The organism is Streptomyces sp. NEAU-W12, assembly GCF_026242095.1.
In the GTDB taxonomy this organism is placed as follows: Bacteria; Actinomycetota; Actinomycetes; order Streptomycetales; family Streptomycetaceae; genus Streptomyces.
Window position 1 is genome coordinate 77,631 of record NZ_JAPJDM010000010.1, and the last position, 14,632, is coordinate 92,262.

14 protein-coding genes are annotated in these 14,632 nt (G+C 72.8%); 9 read left to right on the plus strand and 5 right to left on the minus strand.

Annotated features, from left to right (window positions below):
- Nucleotides 1–163 precede the first annotated feature (163 nt).
- A complete protein-coding gene (locus ORI94_RS14390; RefSeq protein WP_266075191.1) occupies nucleotides 164–832 on the plus strand; it encodes a DUF305 domain-containing protein in 669 nt (222 codons plus the stop codon).
- Here ORI94_RS14390 and ORI94_RS14395 read toward each other — a convergent pair.
- Nucleotides 824–1,465: a DUF6214 family protein gene (locus ORI94_RS14395; protein WP_266075193.1), complete on the minus strand. Its 642-nt coding sequence runs from the start codon at nucleotides 1,463–1,465 to the stop codon at nucleotides 824–826. The two genes, ORI94_RS14390 and ORI94_RS14395, sit on opposite strands and share 9 nt — an antisense overlap.
- Before the next feature lie 450 nt (nucleotides 1,466–1,915).
- The gene (locus tag ORI94_RS14400) at nucleotides 1,916–2,788 is read right to left on the minus strand and encodes an aldo/keto reductase family oxidoreductase (protein WP_323056055.1); all 873 of its coding nucleotides are present in this window, start codon (nucleotides 2,786–2,788) and stop codon (nucleotides 1,916–1,918) included.
- A 215-nt stretch (nucleotides 2,789–3,003) separates the two neighbouring features.
- Between ORI94_RS14400 and ORI94_RS14405 the strand changes: the two genes are divergently transcribed.
- The 4 genes from ORI94_RS14405 (at nucleotide 3,004) to ORI94_RS14420 (ending at nucleotide 6,790) form a co-directional block, all read left to right on the plus strand.
- Entirely contained in the window at nucleotides 3,004–3,867 is an 864-nt protein-coding gene (locus ORI94_RS14405) for a LysR family transcriptional regulator (protein WP_323056056.1), read from the plus strand.
- A gap of 546 nt (nucleotides 3,868–4,413) precedes the next feature.
- Nucleotides 4,414–5,217: a pectate lyase gene (locus ORI94_RS14410; RefSeq protein ID WP_266075195.1), complete on the plus strand. Its 804-nt coding sequence runs from the start codon at nucleotides 4,414–4,416 to the stop codon at nucleotides 5,215–5,217.
- A 197-nt stretch (nucleotides 5,218–5,414) separates the two neighbouring features.
- Nucleotides 5,415–6,569 (plus strand): WD40/YVTN/BNR-like repeat-containing protein, encoded by a 1,155-nt coding sequence (locus ORI94_RS14415; protein ID WP_266075197.1) that lies wholly within the window; start codon nucleotides 5,415–5,417, stop codon nucleotides 6,567–6,569.
- 95 nt (nucleotides 6,570–6,664) lie between these two features.
- Nucleotides 6,665–6,790, plus strand: a complete 126-nt coding sequence (locus ORI94_RS14420) for a hypothetical protein (RefSeq protein ID WP_266075199.1) — start codon at nucleotides 6,665–6,667, stop codon at nucleotides 6,788–6,790.
- A gap of 237 nt (nucleotides 6,791–7,027) precedes the next feature.
- On the opposite strand, the gene ORI94_RS14425 is transcribed toward ORI94_RS14420, so the two are convergent.
- Nucleotides 7,028–7,735 (minus strand): uracil-DNA glycosylase, encoded by a 708-nt coding sequence (locus tag ORI94_RS14425; protein ID WP_266075201.1) that lies wholly within the window; start codon nucleotides 7,733–7,735, stop codon nucleotides 7,028–7,030.
- Nucleotides 7,736–7,944: 209 nt separating this feature from the next.
- Between ORI94_RS14425 and ORI94_RS14430 the strand changes: the two genes are divergently transcribed.
- Together ORI94_RS14430 and ORI94_RS14435 are read left to right on the plus strand one after the other, a co-directional pair.
- Nucleotides 7,945–9,012, plus strand: coding sequence for an N-acetylglucosamine kinase (locus tag ORI94_RS14430; protein ID WP_266075203.1), 1,068 nt, complete (start codon nucleotides 7,945–7,947; stop codon nucleotides 9,010–9,012).
- An 84-nt stretch (nucleotides 9,013–9,096) separates the two neighbouring features.
- Nucleotides 9,097–10,020, plus strand: a complete 924-nt coding sequence (locus ORI94_RS14435; protein WP_266075205.1) for a sirohydrochlorin chelatase — start codon at nucleotides 9,097–9,099, stop codon at nucleotides 10,018–10,020.
- 136 nt (nucleotides 10,021–10,156) lie between these two features.
- Here ORI94_RS14435 and ORI94_RS14440 read toward each other — a convergent pair whose 3' ends face one another.
- A complete protein-coding gene (locus ORI94_RS14440; protein WP_266075547.1) occupies nucleotides 10,157–11,260 on the minus strand; it encodes a lactonase family protein in 1,104 nt (367 codons plus the stop codon).
- Nucleotides 11,261–11,387: 127 nt separating this feature from the next.
- Complete coding sequence (locus ORI94_RS14445) at nucleotides 11,388–12,878, minus strand: FUSC family protein (protein ID WP_266075207.1); 1,491 nt, start codon at nucleotides 12,876–12,878, stop codon at nucleotides 11,388–11,390.
- Nucleotides 12,879–13,195: 317 nt separating this feature from the next.
- Here ORI94_RS14445 and ORI94_RS14450 point away from each other — a divergent pair, with 317 nt between their 5' ends.
- Both ORI94_RS14450 and ORI94_RS14455 read left to right on the plus strand, forming a co-directional pair.
- A complete protein-coding gene (locus tag ORI94_RS14450; protein ID WP_266075209.1) occupies nucleotides 13,196–13,672 on the plus strand; it encodes an Lrp/AsnC family transcriptional regulator in 477 nt (158 codons plus the stop codon).
- A gap of 51 nt (nucleotides 13,673–13,723) precedes the next feature.
- Nucleotides 13,724–14,419 (plus strand): HAD family hydrolase, encoded by a 696-nt coding sequence (locus ORI94_RS14455; RefSeq protein ID WP_266075211.1) that lies wholly within the window; start codon nucleotides 13,724–13,726, stop codon nucleotides 14,417–14,419.
- The last annotated feature ends 213 nt before the right edge of the window (nucleotides 14,420–14,632 follow it).

The window sequence follows — 14,632 nt, forward strand, 5'->3', positions numbered from 1 at the left end:
CGGAACGGGTTCCGCTCCGGCAGTATGGTCCTGAGCATGCACATATCAACAGTGGGCAACACACTCGCAACGAAGTTTTCTGATCACTGCCCCGCGGAAGCGTGCTAGGACAGTCGTCAGCGCTCACGAGGTGCCGTGCCGCCCACCTGCCCCAGGAGGTCCCGTGTTCCACCGCCGTGCGTCACGCGTGTCCGTCGTCGCGACCGGGCTGATCGCCCTGGCCGTACTCGGGCTCACGGGCTGCGACTCCGGGACGGACGACGCCGGGCCGGCCTCGGCGGACGGTCCTTCGGTGATCGCGCCGGGCGAGCCCGGAGGGCGGAACCGGACCCTGTCGGCCGAGGAGGCGGCGGAGCAGCGCGCCGAGGACGACTCCCCCAACTCGGCGGACGTCTCCTACTCCCGCATGATGATCGAGCACCACGCGCAGGCCCTGGAGATGACCGAACTCGTCCCGGACCGCGCCGAGTCGACGAAGATCGTCAAACTGGCCGAGCGGATCGCCGCCTCGCAGCAGCCGGAGATCAAGGCGATGGAGGGCTGGCTGATGGCACACGGCAAGTCCAAGGAGGCCGACGGGCACTCCCACGGACACGACCACGCGACGATGCCCGGGATGGCGACCCCGGGCCAGCTCAAGAACCTCCGCGCGGCCGAGGGGAAGGCCTTCGACCAGCTCTTCCTCACATTGATGATCACCCATCACGAAGGGGCGATCACCATGGCCACGGAGGTGAAGTCGGAGGGCAACAACATTCGGGTCGAGGAGATGGCGGACGACGTGGTCGCCCAGCAGACGAGCGAGATCACCCGGATGCGCTCCCTACTCTGACGACCGCCGGATGTGACGCGGGGTCAGCAGGCCCGCGTCACGCGCCCGTCCGATGGCCCTGAGCGCTCCGCGCCGGCTGTATCCGGTCGCGCACATCACGGCGAGGACCGGGTCGACGCCCTCCTCCTGGGCCGCGCGGTACTCCCGCGCCACGAGACGTCTCCCCACGGGCTCCCGCGGCCGGACCGCGCGGCTGCGCGCCTCCGGCTCCCCCGCGCCGGGGGGCCGGGCCCGGGCGGCGGAGCCGCCCTCGGACGCCGCGTCGCCGTCGGCAGCCGACTGGACGGCGGGGGTCGATGCGCTCCCGGCCGCCACGACACCGACCGTCCCGTCGCCGAGGCCCGGCCCGTCGTCGGCACCGCACGCCCGTGCGAGCGGCCCCTCGATCCAGTCGGCGAACAGCGCCAGATCCTCCAGTGACAACGCGGGCCGGGCCCGTACGTCCTCGACGCAGACGCAGAGCCCGGACACCAGGGCGAGCGCTTCCACACCGGCCCCGTCGGCGAAGGTGAGCCGCACGTGGAACCAGCGCGTCGCGTGCTCGCCCTCCCGCACCTCCCAGGCCGGCCACACGAAGACCGCCCCGTCCGCCGGAGAACGATCGGAAAGATGGAGAAAAGATTCCTCAAGCACGCGCGCTACGTAAGCACGCGATCACTTTCCATACGAACGAACACGCACCCCGGCTGCCGGACGGCACCCTGTCAGCGCAGCGGACGCAGTCCACGCCGTGAGGAACTACCGCCCGCGTGGACGGGAAAGGCCGCACGGAGACGGTAGGCGGTACCGGCTGCCCGGACGGCAGGGCGGGGCAGGCATACCGGTGGGCGGCTGACGAGGCGCCGGTCGCGGGACCGGTCCGAAGCCTTCCGCGGACAACGCCCTGTTACCCGCGGGGGGCCGGTCGCGACCTGCGGGAACGGCTCGGAGGCCGTGTGCGAAGCGGCCCCGTCATCTGCGGCAGGGCCGCCGCCTTGCCGTCCTTGAGCTGAACTCCGGCCCTGGCGCAGTGGTGCCGCCCGGTGGCGCCACCGGGCGGCACCATGCTGCCTGCATCACATCGTCCGCCGGCCCTTGGTCCTGCTAGTGGCCGATCTTGTCCAACTCGGCGAGTTCCTCGTCGGAGAGCGGGAGTCCCGCGCCGGCGACGTTCTCGCGCAGGTGCGTCACAGACGAGGTGCCGGGGATGAGCAGGATGTTCGGCGACCGCCGCAGCAGCCATGCCAGGGCGACCGACATCGGCGTCGAGTTCAGCCGGGTGGCCACGGCAGAGAGCGCCGCGGACTGCAGCGGGGTGAAGCCGCCGAGCGGGAAGAACGGCACGTAGGCGATGTTCTTGGTGGCGAGGTCGTCAATCAGTTCGTCGTCCTGGCGGTAGGCGAGGTTGTACATGTTCTGCACGCACACGATCGGTGCGATCGCCTGCGCCTCGCTGACCTGTTCCGCGGTCGCGTTGCTCACTCCTAGGTGTCGGATCAGGCCCTGCTGCTGGAGTTCGACGAGGGTCTCGAAGGGCTCGGCGAGCGAGCCGGGCCGGGGGCCCTGGGCGTCGCCGAGCCGGAGGTTGACCACGTCGAGCGCATCGAGGCCGAGGTCCTCGAGGTTCTCGTGGACGGCGCGGCGCAGGTCTTCGGGCTGCCGGGCAGGGGGCCAGCCGCCCTGCCGATCGCGGACCGCGCCGACCTTGGTCACGATGTGCAGCGATGCGGGACAGGGGTGCAGCGCTTCACGGATCAGCTGGTTGGTGACGCGTGGTCCGTAGGCGCCGGCGGTGTCGATGTGGGTGATCCCGAGGCTGGCGGCCTCGCGCAGGACGGCGAGCGCACCGTCGTGGTCGGCGGGCGGGCCCATGACCCCGGGGCCGGCGAGCTGCATGGCACCGTAACCGAAACGGGTGACGCTCAGATCGCCCAGCATCCAGGTGCCGCCGGGCAATGACGCGGAGGGTGTGTTCATGGCTGTGTCTTTGGTCTTTCCTGCTGGGCGGGATGTTGCAGAGGGCTGCGTGTCACGCGATGTGCCGCTTTTCGTGGGCAGCTGTCCGCGTCGGTCACCGGCGCGGACTTCGCTTGGCCCATGCCGTAGATGTTCGCTCGCAGACGAGCGGCGCATCCAATACCGACCCGGTGCCCTGTAATACCCGTCAGGTATCACAGGAGTACGCTGTAGCTGTGGACACCTTGGAGACCCGTGAGCTGAGGTACTTCGTCGCCGTTGCCGAGGAACTGCACTTCGGCCGCGCCGCCGAGCGCCTCGGCATGGCCCAGCCACCGCTCTCCCGGGCGATCCAGCAGCTCGAGCGGCGTCTTGGTGTTCGCCTGCTGGACCGCAGCCGCCGCGGCGTCGCCCTGACCGGCGCCGGAGAGATGCTGTTGCACGAGGGCCGCGCGGCCCTCGACGCGACCGCCGCCGCCGCTCGCCGCACCCGCCGTGCCGGTGGTGCCGACAGCCCCGGCGGCCCCCGCAGCCGCCTGGTGCTGGCGGTGAAGGCCGGCGCGTCCCACGAGCTGCTGCACAAGCTCCTCGACGCCTACGCGGCCGAGCCCGACGCCGCCGAGATCGAGGTGCTGCCGAGCGGCACGTGCGAGCAGGGAGAGATGCTGCGCGACGGCCGCGCCGACGTGGCGCTCATGCACGCCCCGTTCAACTCCCTCGCCGGGTTCGACAGCGAGGAACTGATGACCGAGGGGCAGATCGCCGTCCTGCCCGCCGGACACCCTCTCGCAGCGCACAGGACTCTGTCCCTGGCCGACATCACCGGCATCCCCGATCTTCCGCTCGCCCGCTGGTCCCGCGACGGCACCTACCCTCCCGGTCCGGGCCCCGAGATCCACGACCAGACGCAACTGGCCCAGCTGATCGCCCTCGGACGCACCGCGGCCGTCTTCCCCGACTCAGCCCGCGCCTGGCTGTGGGCCGAGCACACCGCCGTCCCCCTGACCGACGCGCCCTCCGTCGTCACCCACATCGCCTGGCCCGCGCACAGCCGCTCCCTCGCCCTCGCCGGGCTGGTCCGCACGGCCACACGGCTATGACCCTCTCCTGCCGTCCCTCACCGCCGCCACCCTGATGACACGCCGCCCGACAGCCGGTCCGCGCACGGGACGGGCCGGCCCGCGAAGCCGTCACAGCCCTGACCGGCGAGACGGCTCCCGGAACCCCTTCTGGGACGCTGACCAGTAGGTATGCCTTGGCCAAGATGGTCACGACCCTGACGAGCCGACAACGCCGTACGCCATTGCCGCATCACTCGTCGTCGATGGCGTCCTTGTCGCGCGGCGCGCGCAGGCCGTCCGGCAGCCCAGGAGCTGGAAGGGATACCGGCCGAGCATGCCGGTGTGGTGCCGTACGAACGGTGAGAGGCGGGCGACGTCCTCGTCGCGGACATCGCCGACCGCTGCACCGCTGCTCCTCACGACCGCCCTGACAGACGGCCGAATACGGCTGCCCGAGGCGTTGACCAGAAAGCGCTTGCCCTCTACGTTCCGTTCAGCGATGCGAACCGGCCCGGGCGGCGCGGTGCCGCCCCGGCGTCCTCCACGTCGCCGCATCCCCCACATCACGACAGAAGGAACCGGAACATGACTTCCGCGACACGACCACGCGCCCGCGGGCGCGCACTGACCGGAGCGCTGGCCACCCTCGGCCTCTCGATTGGCATGCTCATGACCACCGGGGCGTCCTCGGCGAGCGCCGCCACCTGGCCGACCCCGAACGGCAGCGAGGGCGTCTCCTCCACCATCCCGGTGTCCGGTACCAGGGACTACGGGATGAAGCGCCTCTACGGCACCGGCGACCTGGGCTCGGGCGGTCAGGACGAGGACCAGGGGCCGATCCTGCAACTGGCGGACGGCGCGGTCCTGAAGAACGTCATCCTCGGCGCCCCCGCGGCCGACGGCATCCACTGCACGGGCTCCTGCACACTGCAGAACGTGTGGTGGGAGGACGTCGGCGAGGACGCGGCCACCTTCAAGGGCAAGTCGTCGTCCTCGGTCTACACCGTCAGCGGCGGCGGGGCCAAGGAAGCCAGCGACAAGGTGTTCCAGTTCAACGGCGCCGGCACGCTGAACGTGTCGAACTTCGCGGTCAAGAACTTCGGCACCTTCGTGCGCTCCTGCGGCAACTGCTCGACGCAGTACAAGCGCACGATCAACCTCAACACCGTCGAGGTGAGCTGGAAGGGCGGCAGGATCGCCGGCATCAACACCAACTACGGCGACAGCGCGACCCTGCGCAACATCAGGATCGTCGGGGACAGCGGCAAGAAGATCGTCCCCTGCCAGAAGTACATCGGCAACGACGACGGCGACGAGCCGAGCAACAACGGTTCCGGCGCCGACGGTACGTACTGCAAGTACGCATCGTCCGACATCACCTACCAGTAACCCTTCCGACAGCCCCCCACGGTGAAGGAGGCGGCCGTGCACGGCGCCCGCGTGGCGCTGCGCACGGCCGCCGTCCTCTGTCCGACGGCCGTTCCCCGCCCGTCCCACGTTTTTCCCCAACGGCTCCGCCGCACCCGCCTCACGTTCCGCCGCACCGCTTTGACCTGCGTCGGCGCCTGATCCTGAGGTGACTGTCAGTGGTGGGGTGCAGACTTACGGATGTCCTGAACGAGGGCGTCGACGAAGACGTCGCGGAGGTGATCGGCATGTCCGAGGTACTGCTCGCCGTGGGCACCCGTAAAGGCCTGTTCATCGGGCGTCGGCGGGGGACCCGCTGGGAGTTCGACGAAAGTCCCTACTTCAACGCGCAGGCGGTGTACTCGGTCGCCGTCGACACCCGCGGCGCGGTTCCGAGGCTGCTGGTCGGCGGTGACAGCGCGCACTGGGGCCCGTCCGTGTTCCATTCCGACGACCTGGGCCGGTCGTGGACCGAACCGGCGCGGCCCGCCGTCAAGTTCCCCAAGGACACGGGGGCGTCGCTGGAGCGGGTCTGGCAGCTCCATCCGGCGGCCGCGGAGCCGGACGTGGTGTACGCGGGCACCGAACCGGCCGCGCTCTACCGCTCGGAGGACCGCGGGGAGACCTTCGATCTGGTCCGGCCGCTGTGGGAACACCCGACCCGCTCCAAGTGGGTGCCGGGCGGTGGCGGCGAGGGCCTGCACACCGTGCTGACCGACGAGCGGGATCCGCGGGCGGTGACGGTCGCCGTGTCCACGGCGGGCGTGTTCCGCACGCTGGACGGCGGTTCGAGCTGGGCCCCGTCCAACTCGGGTGTCTCCGCGGTGTTCCTGCCGGATCCGAACCCGGAGTTCGGCCAGTGCGTACACAAGGTGGCCCGGGACGCGGTGACGCCGGACCGGCTGTATCTGCAGAACCACTGGGGTGTGTACCGCAGCGACGACGCGGGCGCGCAGTGGACGGACATCGGTGCCGGGCTGCCGTCGACGTTCGGTTTCGCGGTCGTGGCCCATCCGCGTCGGGGTGACACGGCGTACGTGTTCCCGATCAACGCCGACTCCGACCGCGTACCGGCCGGCCGGCGCTGCCGCGTCTACCGCACGACGGACGCGGGCCGGAGCTGGGAGCCGCTCGGCGCGGGCCTGCCGCGGGGCGACCATTACGGCACGGTGCTGCGCGACGCGATGTGCCACGACGGCGCCGACCCGGCGGGCGTGTACTTCGGCAACCGCAACGGCGAGGTGTACGCGTCGGCGGACGACGGCGACAGCTGGCAGCAGCTCGCCGCACACCTGCCGGACGTGCTGTGCGTCCGGGCCGCGGTGCTCCCCTGACGGGACGCGGTGAGTGTGCGGCACCGCCGGGCCCGGGGTGGGGCGGTAGTGGGTCAGGTGATGCGTCAGCCGGTCGTCGCCGGTCGCGTGCTGCCGTGAACCACGGATGGCAGGGGCCGGTCACAGAGGCCAAGTCCGCCCGCGGGTCTTTCGGCTCCGAGATCGTCCACCGACTGGAGGCCGGGCACACCACCGTCGTGGCGGACGGCGCGTCACCCTGACAGCGATCCCCCGCCTCTGCCCTGCTTCGCAGGAGTCCGGTTCCTCCCGACCGGAGGCCGGAGCGTTCTCGGAGGTTCTCGGTGCCCCTGGACCGGCACGCGTCGGCGTCCTTTGGCACGGGGGCGACACAGGTCGACGTCTCGTCGGGGCGAGCGCCCGGGCGGACGTCGGCCTGGTCGGGTGACGCCGGCCCCCTGGGGAGCCCGGAGTCCTGCCGGTCCCCCGCACCGACGGCTCTAACCGGCCGGCGCGTCCGCCTCCTGGACGGACGGCAGCCGCCAGTCCACGGGGGCGGCGCCCTGCCGGACCAGGTAGTCGTTGGCCCGGCTGAACGGGCGCGAGCCGAAGAAGCCCCGGTCCGCCGACATCGGCGAGGGATGGGCCGACTCGATCGCGGGGTGGTCCCCGAGCAGTGGGCGCAGGTTGCGCGCGTCCCTCCCCCACAGGATCGACACCAGGGGTCCGCCCCGCACGGCGAGGGCGCGGATGGCCTGCTCGGTGACTTCCTCCCAGCCCTTGCCCCGGTGCGCGGCGGGCTTGCGCGGGGCGGTGGTGAGCGCCCGGTTGAGCAGCAGGACGCCCTGTTCGGTCCACGGGGTCAGATCACCGTTGACGGGCCGGGGCAGGCCCAGGTCCGCGTTCAGCTCCCGGTAGATGTTCTCCAGGCTGCCCGGCAGCGACCGTACGTCCGGTGAGACCGCGAAGCTCAGTCCGATCGCCATTCCCGGCGTCGGATAGGGGTCCTGACCGACGATCAGGACCCTCACGTCGTCGAAGGGCTGCTGGAACGCCCGTAGGACGTTCGCTCCCGCCGGCAGGTAGGTGCGGCCGGCCGCGACCTCCGCGCGCAGGAAGTCCCCCATGGCCGCGACGCGCCCGGCCACCGGTTCCAGAGCCTTTGCCCAGCCGGGCTCAACAAGTTCGTGCAAGGGTCGTGGTGCCACGGTGGATCACTCTACTGGCTGCCACCGACATGCCTTGCCCAGCAGCCCGCTTCCGGCCCCGGGGGCGTCCTGGGGCGCTACTCTTCCTCCCCGTCGAGGTCGGGACAGAGGCCAGGGAAGAGAGAAGAGAGGGGAGCCCGTTGAGTCCGTCCGGCAACGGTCTGCAGACGAGCGGTCGGCCGAGCAGCGGTCAGCCGGTCCGGCAGGAGGTGGCGGCGTCAGGCGCGCGGGACGCCGGGCCCGGATTCGTCGCCGTGGACTCCGGAGGCTCGGGGCTGCGGGTCGTCGTCGGTGCCGCCGGGCGCGGCCCGCTCGCCCGGGGCGCCTCCGGGGAGCCGGTGCGGACCGGCTCCCGAGGGATCGACCCCGTCCATGTGGCGGAACAACTGGTGCCCATGGCGCGGGAACTGGCCGCCGAGGCCGGCATCGGTCGGCTGGACACGGCGGCCGTCGGTGCGGCCGGGCTGGCCAGCCTCGGGGACGCGCTGCGCGCCGAACTGCCGGGGGCGCTGGCCCGGGAACTGGGAGTGCGCCGCGTCGCGCTGGCCGCGGACGCCGTCACCGCCTACGTCGGCGCCCTGGGGCCGCGGCCGGGCGCCGTGGTCGCCGCCGGTACGGGCCTGATCGCCGTCGGCACCGACCTGGCCGGCTGGCGCCGGGCGGACGGCTGGGGACATCTGCTCGGCGACTGCGGCGGCGGCGCGTGGATCGGGCGGGCCGGACTGGAGGCGGCGCTGCGCGCGCACGACGGACGGGACGGCGGCTCCGGGCTGCTGCTGGAGTGCGCCGAGGGAATGTTCGGCCCGGCGGCGTCCCTTCCCGGCCGCCTGTATCCGCGTACCGACCGGGCGGCCGTTCTCGCCTCCTTCGCGCCCCGGGTGGCCGAGTGCGCCGACCGTGACGCCGTCGCCGCGGGCATTCTGCGGGCGGCCGCCCGGCACATGGCGGACTCGGCGGTGGCCGTCTGCCCGGAACCGGGCTCGGGCTCGGGCTCGGGCTCGGGCTCGGAAGCAGGCTCGGGCGAGCAGCTGGTTGCGTTCACCGGTGGTCTGCTCAACCTGGGGGACCCCCTCCTCGTACCCCTGGGTGAGGAGCTGGCGAAACGGTTGCCACGGGCACGGCTGCTGGCCGCGGAAGGAGATCCGTTGCACGGGGCGGTCCGTATCGCCACCGACCTCGCGACGGGTTCGCTCACCCTTCCGAGGGACGAGAAGATGCTGTACGTGACGGGCCCGGCAGGTGAGGGCGGCACCGGTGCGCCCGATGTCCGTACATAACACATCAGACAAATAAGGACGTAGTCCGCGCAGGCGCACCCTCCCCGAACGGGGGAGCCCGGGAAACCACTAACATTCCGCTCCATGAGCACCCCCCCTGGGCCCGCGTCCGGCCTGCCCGTACGAATGCCGCGCCCCCGCCAGCCCGGACGGCACCGCCGTCCCGAGCCTCTGGTGGCTCCCGAGGGCGCGCCCGCGCTCGTCCTCGCCGTGCCGGGTACTCCCAGCAGTGCCACCCGCTCCCTCGCCGACGAGGTCATCAGCATCGCCCGTTCCGAGCTGCCCGGCCTGGACGCCCGGATCGGTTACCTCGACGGGGACGACGCGGAGTTCCCCACGCTGCAGTCGGTGCTGGCGCACGCCGCCGAGGAGCGCACCGCCCGCTTCGAGCAGGCCCGCGCGGCCGGTATGGACGTCAAGGAGCCGGACGGCCCCGCCGCCGTCGTCGTGCCGCTGCTCGCCGGTCCGGACAGCGCGCTGCTGCGCCAGGTCCGCCAGGCCGTGATGGACAGCCGTGTGGCCGCCGAGCTGACCGACGTCCTCGGTCCCCACCCGCTGCTCGCCGAGGCGCTGCACGTACGGCTGTCCGAGGCCGGGCTGGCCCGCGCCGACCGCGCCCGTCTGTTCACCGTGGCAACCGCCGCGGACGGCATCATCCTCGCCTCCGTGGGCGGTGACGAGGCCGTGCAGGCGGCCGGGATCACCGGCATGCTGCTCGCCGCGCGTCTCGCCGTGCCGGTGATGGCGGCGGCCCTGGACGAGGAGGGGTCGATCGCGTCGGTGGCCGAGCAGCTGCGCAGCTCCGGTTCGCAGCAGCTGGCGCTCGCGCCGTACCTGATCGGCCCCGAGATCGACGCGAGCCTGGTCGAGGAGGCCGCGAAGGAGCTGGGGTGCTCCGCCGCCGAGGCGCTGGGCCCCTACCCGGCGATCGGCAAGCTCGCCCTGGCCAAGTACACCTCCGCGCTGGGCATCAGCCCGCAGCAGGCGCAGAGCACGTCGGCGCACTGACCCCGGGCGGGGCTCATCCGCTCCACGACGCAGACGCCGAACAGGCCCGCTCCGGTCACCGGGGCGGGCCTTTCGGCGCGCGCGGACGGGTGCCCGCGAACGGGTGTGCGCGGCCGGGGCCGTGCGGCCTGGGTGCTCAGCCGACGACCACGCAGGACGCCGCCGTCACAGGGATCGAGCCGCGGCGCCTGGGGGTCCCCGTGTCCGGGTCGATCGCGAACCAGGTCACGTCCCCGGAGCGCTCGTTCGCCACGTACAGGAAGCCGTGGGACTCGACGAGCGCGCGGGGCCAGTGGCCGCCGCAGGGCACGGTGGTGATCAGCCGCAGACCGGGCGCCCCGTCCGTCCCCGCCGCCCCGTCGCCTCCGTCCGGGCGGTCGACGACCGCGAACACCGACAGGACGTCCTCTCCACGGGTCGCGGTCCATACGAAGCGGCCGTCGGGCGAGACGGCGACGCCCGACGGGTAGGCGTCGCCGGACGGGACGCCGGGCAGGACGGGGATCTCGGCGAGCGGCCGCAGCGTGCCCCCGGCGGTGTCCCAGCGGCAGACGGTCAGGGTGGGAGTGAGTTCGTGGAGGAGGTACGCGCGCGTGCCGTCCGGGTGGAAGGCGAGGTGACGCGGACCCGAACCGGCACGCAGCACCGTCTCGCTGTGCGGCGCGGGGGTCCCGTCGGCCAGCGTGTACACCCGTACCGAGTCGGTGCCGAGGTCGACGGCGACCGCCCAGCGGCCGCTCGGGTCGGGCTGTACCTGGTGTGCGTGCGGCCGCTGCCGGCGGCCCCCCGGGCCGGTGTGCGGGAACACCCCCGACGCGGAGCGTGCCAGGCTCCCGTCGGCGCGGACGGGGACGGCGGTGACGCTGCCCGAGCCGTAGTTGGCGGTGAGGACGTGTCCGGCGAAGAGGCAGAGATGGGTCGGCCCGTCCCCGTGGACCGGCACCGCCGGCCCGGCCGGCTCCGGCATGTCATCCGCGTCCCCGGCTCCGTCCCCTGCCCCGTCCTCGGCCCCGGGCAGCCGGAACGCGGCCACGGCCCCTTCGGTCGTCTCGCTGACCGCGTAGAGGGTCCGCCCGTCGGGCGAGAGCGCCAGGCAGGAGGGGTCGGGCAGACCGTTCACGGTGTTCAGGACGGTCAGGGCGCCGTCGTCGGGGCTGAGGTCCGCGGTGACGACGCCCGGACCGCCCGCCGTCGTGAACGACCCGATGAACGCCCGCCGTCGTCGTCCGCCGTCCGGCACACCCGTGTCCCCCACGCTCACGCCTGCTCCCCTCTCGCTTCCCACCGACCGGGGTGACGCTAGCAGCCGACCCCTGAAGGTCTGGACCAGGAGGGAACCTGCCCCCCGTCCGCTCGGAGCACCGCCCTCAGGGACCGACCAGCGGAGACCCGGAGGGGGCCCGCAGGGGCGCGGCGAGTTCGGCGAGAGCCCGTTCCAGGCCGTGGAGATGGATCAGGGCCGGTTCCGTCGCTGCCGGGGGCCTCCGTACGGTGATGTCGTCCCGGCCGTCGGTGAGCGCCTCGACCGCCCTCTCCACACGTCGGCACGCACCGGCCAGGCGGGCGTCGTGGGAGGCCTCCGGGTCGGCGGCGACGAGCACCAGGCCGCGGATCTCCCGGGCGCAGTCGTCGAGCAGCGCGAGAACCGCACGGGCGCGCCGCTTGCGGCCGAGCATGGGGTTCAGCGGGTGCACGAGGGGGGCGACCGAGAGCCGCACCCGGGCGAGCAGCTGTTCCAGCTCGGCCACCTTCGGCGCCGGGTCGGCGCCCTCGGCTCCCGCCAGCCGCGCGGCCGCCTCCGCGGTACACGCGTGGACGCACCGCAGGGCCCGCTGGATCCAGGCGTCGGTGACGCCGTGGGTGGTCACGGGCAGGACGAGGGCCACGGCCAGCCCGGCGCCGAGCGCTCCGACGCCGGTCTCCACCACCCGCAGGGCCAGCAACCCGGGGTCGAGCACGCCCAGGAGGCCGTAGAGCATGGCGGCGAGCAGCGTCACCCAGAGCATCATCCAGGTGTAGGACACGGCGGCCGTGTAGAAGATGCCGAAGACGGACACCGCGACGACCAGCGCCGTGGCGAGCCCGTCGCCGTGCGCGGGAACCGCGACGAGCAGGCCGAGGCCGATGCCGATGACAGTGCCCAGCACCCGCCGGAAGCCCCGGACCAGGGTCTCGCCGCGCGAGGTGGTGTTGACGAAGACCCACCAGGTGGCGCCGACGGCCCAGTACCAGCGCTCGCCGGACACCAGCTGGCCCACGACGAGCGCGAAGCCCGCGCCGGCCGTCGCCTGGACCGCCTGCCGCGTGGTCACGCGGGCCAGCCCGGTACCGCCGGGCGCGGCGGGCACCACCGCGGGAGGCAGGCGGCGCTCGTAGCACCACAGCCCGAAGCGCACCGCGGCCGCGGTGGACACGGACAGCAGGACGGAGGCGTACAGCTCGGGCAGCTGGTCCGTGGTCGCGTGCAGGAACTGCGCCACGAAGTAGGTCATGAACGCGAACACGCCGAGGCTGTGCCCGCGCGGGCCCCAGCGCCGCACGTAGACGCCCAGCCCGACCACGGCGAGAAAGGTGAGGTCCCGGGCCACCGGGTGGTCGTACAGCCCGGCCGCGGCGGCGAGCACGGGCAGTCCGACGGCGGGCAGCAGGGCGGTGGTGAGCGCCTGCCCGCGGACGGTGGCGTCGGTGACGGTGAACAGGGCCAGGAGGGCGGCGAGCCCGCCGGTGACGACGCCGGTGAGCGAGTGGCCGGCCAGGCCGCAGACAGCGACCGCCAGGCCGATGCCGAGCACGGCCCGCGCGGCGAAGCGCAGCCGCGCCCGGCCCGGGTCCGGGGCCGTGAACACCCTCTTCAGCACTGCCGACCGCCCCTCGGAGAATCGTGGTGTGCGCGGATGCGCGGTTGCGTGCCATGACGCCGTTGCGCGTCGGCACGAGAAAGGCGCCGCGGAGTCCGCAGCGCCATCGATGCGCATATCTCAGCATCTCGGCCCCCGCTGGCTCAACTCTCCTTTTTCTGGCTGGACCAATGGCACAGCAGAGGTGGCCGGAGAGTGGCCGGTGGAGTACCAACGGCCGACGATGTGTGGCTCAACGGTACGGACAGTTGGCCGGCCATTGGTACAGTCGGGAGCGATCACCGGTGACGAGCCCGCAGGACAGGAGGCCGGGCACCATGGCCGTGGACGATCTGGACACCCGCATCCTGCGACTGCTGCTGGAGCAGCCGCGCACCAGCGTGCGGGAGTACGCCCGCGTCCTCGGAATCGCGCGCGGCACGCTCCAGGCCCGTCTCGACCGGATGGAGCGCGACGGCGTGATCACGGGGACGGGTCCGACCCTCTCCCCCGCCGCGCTGGGCCATCCGGTGCTCGCGTTCGTGCACATCGAGGTCACGCAGGGGCATCTGGACGAGGTCGGCGACGAACTCGCCGCCGTGCCGGAGATCGTCGAGGCGTTCTCGATCACCGGCGGCGGGGATCTGCTGACCCGGGTCGTGGCGCGTGACAACGCGCATCTCGAGGACGTGGTCCAGAAGCTGATCAACCTGCCCGGCGTGGTCCGCACCCGCACCGAGGTGGCCCTGCGCGAGCGCGTCCCGCACCGGTTGCTTCCGCTGGTGAAGTCGATCGGCCGGACGGCTCGCTCCTAGAGTCCGCCCGGGAGCCCCTCCACCGTCCGGACCTTGGCATCCTTGGACCCCATGAGCACTTTCGGCACACTTGCGGTCGTCTTCGATCTCGACGGAACACTCGTGGACAGCGAGCCGAACTACTACGAGGCGGGCCGGCTGACCCTCGCCGAGCACGGCGTGCCGGGCTTCTCCTGGACGGAGCACGAGCGCTACGTGGGGATCAGCACCCGGGAGACGATCACCGACTGGCGGGAGCGCTACGGGCTGCACGCCTCGGTGGAGGAACTGCTGGAAGTCAAGAACGGCCACTACCTCCGGCTGGCCGGCGCCTCGACACACGTGTACCCCGAGATGCGCCGGTTCGTCGAGCTGCTGGCCGCCGACGACGTACCGATGGCCGTCGCCTCCGGCTCCTCGCCCGGGGCGATCGGGGCGATCCTGGCCGGCACGGGCCTGGACGCCCACCTGCGTACAGCCGTCTCGGCGGAGGAGGTGCCGCGCGGCAAGCCCGCTCCCGACGTCTTCCTGGAGGCGGCCCGCCGGCTCGGGGCGGACCCCGCCGACTGCGTGGTGCTGGAGGACGCCACCCCGGGCGCCGCCGCCGCGCACGCCGCCGGCATGCGCTGCATCGCGATCCCGTACGTCGCGGCGCAGGCCGACGCCCCGGAATTCGCCACGGCCGCGCTGCTGCTGCGCGGCGGGCAGCGGGAGTTCACGGCACGGGCCGTGCACGAGTGGCTGACGCGAGCCGCCCGGCCGGCCTGACGGGGCCCGCCCGACGGGGCCGCGCAACACGGCGGAAGCGGCCGGGCGGCGGGCCCGGGACCCGTCGGGCGGGTGTCTTCGGCGAACGGCCGGATCCGGTCCCCCCTGCCTGTTGACACCCTTCCGACCCGTTGACGCCCTCCCGCCCTCTCCTTATCGTCTGGTCGATCAATCGCACGACGTTCGCAATGCCGAACACCTGGACTCGGCGCC

Bases quoted from the DNA above. Each gene is read 5' to 3' on its own strand.
- ORI94_RS14435 (WP_266075205.1), top strand. From the start codon at position 9,097: ATGAGCACCCCCCCTGGGCCCGCGTCCGGCCTGCCCGTACGAATGCCG.
- ORI94_RS14450 (WP_266075209.1), top strand. From the start codon at position 13,196: ATGGCCGTGGACGATCTGGACACCCGCATCCTGCGACTGCTGCTGGAG.
- ORI94_RS14455 (WP_266075211.1), top strand. From the start codon at position 13,724: ATGAGCACTTTCGGCACACTTGCGGTCGTCTTCGATCTCGACGGAACA.
- ORI94_RS14400 (WP_323056055.1), bottom strand. From the start codon at position 2,788: ATGAACACACCCTCCGCGTCATTGCCCGGCGGCACCTGGATGCTGGGC.
- ORI94_RS14410 (WP_266075195.1), top strand. From the start codon at position 4,414: ATGACTTCCGCGACACGACCACGCGCCCGCGGGCGCGCACTGACCGGA.